Genomic DNA, 5102 nt, shown 5'->3' on the forward strand with positions numbered 1-5102 from the left:
AGCGCCGCGTCCGCCGGGTCCTCACCCGGCCGGACGCTGCCGCCCGGAACCTCGATGCCCACCTCCTCGTAGCTGAAGGCGGTGTGCCGGAAGACGAGCCTCCGGTCGCAGCCCCGAGGCGCTCGGCGCCGCCGAGGCCGCGCACCGCCGGGGTGCCCGGCTGGTCGCCGTCGGGGCGCCCGACTCGCAGCTCCAGTCGGTCGCCGAGCGGGCCCGTGCCCCGTTCATCCCCGGTGCCCCGGCGCGCCCCCGCCCGGGCCAGTCTCTGGGCGCTCACCGTGCCGGTCCTGCTCGCCGCCCGTACGCTCGGCCTGGTGAAGGTCAACGAGGCGGATCTGGCGGAGACCGCGGCCCGGCTGGACGCCGACGCCGATCGGTGCCGTCCCACCGCCGAGTCCTTCGTCAACCCGGCGAAGTCGCTGGCCCTCGGGCTGGCCGGGTCGATCCCGATCGTCTGGGGGGCGTCCCCGCTGGCCACCGTCGCGGCCCGGCGCTTCGGCGACACGCTGTCGGCCAACGCCCGCTACCCGGTGGTCACCGGGGCGCTCGGCGAGGCCGGCCGGGGGCGCGTCGGCCTGCTCGACGGCGTCTTCGGCGGCCTGGTCGAGTCGGCGCGGGACATCTTCGCCGACCGGGACGAGACCGAGGGCGACCCGACCCGGCTGCGGCTGGTGCTGCTGCGCGACGGCGGGCTCAACGCCGAGGACGACACCGACGAGCCGCTCGCCGTGGAGGAGCGCCGCGCCGAGGCCGTGCAGACCCTCGCCGAGCGGCGCGGGGTGCGCTGCGACGTGGTGACGGCCGAGGGCGGCTCCGCGCTGGAGCGGCTCGCCTCGCTCGTGGCCGTACCCGACTTCGCCTCGGTCTACCTGGCCCTGGCCCACGGCCTGGACCCGATGGCGGTCCCGGCGATCACGGAGATGAAGGAGCTGTCGAACCAGTGAGCGAACGCAAGGGGCGAACCGTCCTGCTCAGCGGCGTGGCGACCGATGTCGCGCGGCGGAACGGAGCGGGAGCGTGAGCGCGAACGGCGGGACCAAGGCGATCGTCGCCGCCCTGCTGGCCAACGTGGGCATCGCCGTCACGAAGTTCATCGCGTTCATCCTGACGGGTTCCTCGTCGATGCTGGCGGAGTCGATCCACTCCGTCGCCGACTCCGGCAACCAGGGCCTGCTGCTGCTCGGCGGCAAGCGGGCCAAGCGCGAGGCCACCCCGCAGCACCCCTTCGGGTACGGCCGGGAGCGCTACGTCTACGCGTTCATCGTCTCGATCGTGCTGTTCAGCGTCGGTGGTCTCTTCGCGCTCTACGAGGCGTACCACAAGTGGCACGACAAGGAGGGCATCCACGAGTACCAGTGGGTGCCGGTCGCCGTGCTGGTGATCGCGATCATCATGGAGTCGTTCTCCTTCCGGACCGCCATCAAGGAGTCCAACCACATCCGGGGCAACCAGTCCTGGGTGAAGTTCGTCCGCCGGGCCAAGGCCCCCGAGCTGCCGGTGGTGCTGCTGGAGGACCTCGGCGCGTTGGTCGGTCTGGTCTTCGCGCTCTTCGGCGTCGGCATGACCCTGATCACCGGCAACGGCGAGTGGGACGCGGCCGGCACCGCGATGATCGGCGTGCTGCTGGTGACGATCGCGATCATCCTCGCCATCGAGACCAAGAGCCTGCTGCTCGGTGAGGGCGCCGAGGCGCCGGATCTGGCGAAGATCGAGCAGGCGGTCACCGGCGGCCCCGAGGTCGAGCGGATCATCCACATGAAGACGCTCTACCTCGGCCCCGAGGAGCTGCTGGTCGCCGCGAAGATCGGCGTCTCGGCCTGCGACACCGCGGAGGAGCTGGCCCGCGGCATCAACGCCGTCGAGGCGCGGATCCGCGCGGCCGTGCCGATCGCCCGGGTGATCTACCTGGAGCCGGACGTCTACAGCGCCGCCGCCGACCGCGCCGGCACCGGTGCGGCCTCGCACACCGCCGTACCCGGCCCGGAGGCCGAGTCGGGCGAGGTGTCCGGGCGGGCCGGAGGCTGAGCATGGAGCTGCTGCACGGCCCGATCCGCGACTACGCCTGGGGGTCCCGCTCGGCCATCGCCGAGTTGCAGGGGCGCCCGGTGCCCAGCGACGGGCCGGAGGCGGAGCTGTGGCTGGGCGCCCACCCGGGCGCCCCGGCCACGGTCGACCGCGGCGGCGAGCGGGCGAGCCTGGTCGACCTGGTCGCCGCCGAGCCGGGCCACTGGCTGGGCGAGCAGGTGGTCGACCGGTTCGGCGCCCGGCTGCCGTTCCTGCTGAAGGTGCTCGCCGCCGACGCCCCGCTGAGTCTCCAGGCCCACCCCGATCCGGAGCAGGCCCAGGCCGGGTACATCGCCGACGGCGCGCGCGTGCAGGGGCGCCGCAACTACGTCGACCCGTACCACAAGCCGGAGCTGCTGGTCGCGCTCGCGCCGATGGAGGCGCTCTGCGGGTTCCGCGACCCGGCGGACTCGGCGGACGTGCTCGCCGCGTTCGGCGTACCCGCGCTGGAGCCGGTGGTGGCCGCGCTGCGCACCGGACCGACGGGCCTGCGGGACGCTGTGCGCCTGCTGTTGACCTGGCCGGCGGCGCAGCGCGCCGGGCTGGTCGACGCGGTGGTGGCGGCGCGCGTCGCCGGCCCGGACGCCGAGCTGGCCCGGTCGTTGGCGGCCGACTACCCGGGCGACCCGGGGGTGCTGGTGGCGTTGCTGCTCAACCACGTGCGGCTGGCGCCGGGGGAGGCGATCTGGATGCCGGCCGGCAACCTGCACGCCTACCTGCGCGGCACCGGGGTGGAGATCATGGCGGCCAGCGACAACGTGCTGCGCGGCGGGCTCACGCCGAAGCACGTCGACGTCGACGAGCTGCTGCGGGTGCTCCGCTTCGAGGTGCTGACCGAGCCGGTGGTGATGGCGCGGCCGGTGGCGCCGGGCGTGGTCTGCTGGCCGGTGCCGGTCGAGGACTTCGCCCTGCACCGGGTGACGGTGGACGCGGCCACGCCCGAGGTGCGGCTGCCGCTGCCCGGGCCCCGGGTGGTGCTCTGCCGGGCCGGCCGGGTTTCGGTGGACGACGGGACCGCTCCGGTCACCCTCGCCCCCGGCCAGGCCGCCGTCGGGCCGGCCGCCGCGGGCCCGCTGGTCTTCAGCGGCGCGGGTGAGGCGTTCGTCGCCACCGCCGGCCTCCGCTGACGGCCGCTCCTGTTGAGCCGACTCCCGGCCCTCGCACCCACGACACGAGTCCGACTTTTCTGAAATAGCTTGACTCGCCTCTGGCGCAGTGTGACTCTATGGGTACGCAGCGTTGTCGCGACGAAGGTCCGGTAGCGCGCGGGGAACCAAACCGGGGGGATGCACGGGGCGGCCGGCTCGTGGACGGAAAGTCTGTCCACCACCGACCGCCCCGTGCGCTGTCTCCGGCGGCCGCCCGTGCGGGACTGGACCATGCGCGTAAGGTGGAAGGTCGCGCAGCACACCGTTCGACAGGAGCTTCCATGACCAGCACCCTCCCGGCGTCCACCAGCGGCGCCCGGCCGAGCACCCTCGCCGAGGGCGACTACAAGGTGGCGGATCTGTCGCTCGCCGAGTTCGGGCGCAAGGAGATCCGGCTCGCCGAGCACGAGATGCCCGGCCTGATGGCGATCCGCCGCGAGTTCGCCGACGCCCAGCCGCTCGCCGGCGCCCGGATCACCGGCTCGCTGCACATGACCATCCAGACGGCCGTCCTGATCGAGACCCTGGTCGCGCTCGGCGCGCAGGTCCGCTGGGCGTCCTGCAACATCTTCTCCACCCAGGACCACGCCGCCGCCGCGATCGTCGTCGGCCCGAACGGCACCCCCGAGGCCCCGGCCGGCGTACCGGTCTACGCCTGGAAGGGCGAGAGCCTGGAGGAGTACTGGTGGTGCACCGAGCAGGTGCTCGCCTGGCCCGACGGCGCCGGCCCCAACATGATCCTCGACGACGGTGGTGACGCCACCCTGCTCGTGCACAAGGGCGTCGAGTTCGAGAAGGCCGGGGTCGTCCCGCCGATCGAGTCCGCCGACTCCGAGGAGTACGCGGTCATCCTCGGGCTGCTGCACCGCTCGCTCGCCGAGGACGGCCAGCGCTGGACCCGGATCGCCGCCGCCATCAAGGGCGTGACCGAGGAGACCACCACCGGCGTGCACCGGCTCTACGAGATGCACCGCGCCGGCACCCTGCTCTTCCCGGCCATCAACGTCAACGACTCGGTGACCAAGAGCAAGTTCGACAACAAGTACGGCTGCCGCCACTCGCTCATCGACGGCATCAACCGGGCCACCGACGTGCTCATCGGCGGCAAGATGGCGGTCGTCATGGGCTACGGCGACGTGGGCAAGGGCTGCGCCGAGTCGCTGCGCGGCCAGGGCGCCCGGGTCGTGGTGACCGAGGTCGACCCGATCTGCGCGCTCCAGGCGGCGATGGACGGCTACCAGGTCGCCACCCTGGACGACGTGGTCGAGCAGGCCGACATCTTCATCACCGCGACCGGCTGCTTCGACGTCATCACCAACGAGCACATGGCCCGGATGAAGCACCAGGCCATCGTGGGCAACATCGGCCACTTCGACAACGAGATCGACATGGCCGGCCTGGCCAAGCGCTCGGACGTCACCCGGGAGAACATCAAGCCGCAGGTCGACCTCTGGAAGTTCGACGACGGCCACGCCATCATCGTGCTCTCCGAGGGCCGCCTGCTGAACCTGGGCAACGCCACCGGCCACCCGAGCTTCGTGATGTCGAACTCGTTCGCCAACCAGACGATCGCCCAGATCGAGTTGTTCACCAAGACCGACGAGTACCCGGTCGGCGTGTACGTGCTGCCGAAGCACCTGGACGAGAAGGTCGCCCGGCTGCACCTGGACGCGCTGGGCGCCAAGCTGACCCAGCTCACCAAGGAGCAGGCCTCCTACCTCGGTGTCGCCATCGAGGGCCCGTTCAAGCCGGAGCACTACCGCTACTGAGTTCCGCCTCGACGAGGACCGGGTCGCCGCCGCGCGGCCGGCCCGGTCCTTTTCGCGTACGCCCACGGTCGCGTCCCCCGGCGCCTCCGCGCCGGCCTCCCGCCGCCCCCGTCCACCCTCC

Annotated in this window: 3 protein-coding genes and 1 pseudogene; all 4 read left to right on the forward strand. The window is 72.7% G+C overall.

The window, feature by feature from the left end:
- Window positions 1-97: 97 nt before the first annotated feature.
- A pseudogene (locus tag JNW89_RS27070) lies at window positions 98-944 on the forward strand (SIS domain-containing protein); the annotation flags it as partial.
- Between the two features lie 73 nt (window positions 945-1017).
- Entirely contained in the window at window positions 1018-2025 is a 1008-nt protein-coding gene (locus tag JNW89_RS27075; protein ID WP_238451171.1) for a cation diffusion facilitator family transporter, read from the forward strand.
- Between the two features lie 2 nt (window positions 2026-2027).
- Window positions 2028-3191 carry a mannose-6-phosphate isomerase, class I gene (gene manA, locus JNW89_RS27080; protein ID WP_238451173.1) on the forward strand — a complete coding sequence of 388 codons (1164 nt, stop codon included), beginning with the start codon at window positions 2028-2030 and terminating at the stop codon, window positions 3189-3191.
- Window positions 3192-3493: 302 nt separating this feature from the next.
- Window positions 3494-4981, forward strand: a complete 1488-nt coding sequence (ahcY, locus tag JNW89_RS27085; protein ID WP_238451175.1) for an adenosylhomocysteinase — start codon at window positions 3494-3496, stop codon at window positions 4979-4981.
- The last annotated feature ends 121 nt before the right edge of the window (window positions 4982-5102 follow it).

It is taken from the genome of Micromonospora sp. 4G55 (genome assembly GCF_016803375.1).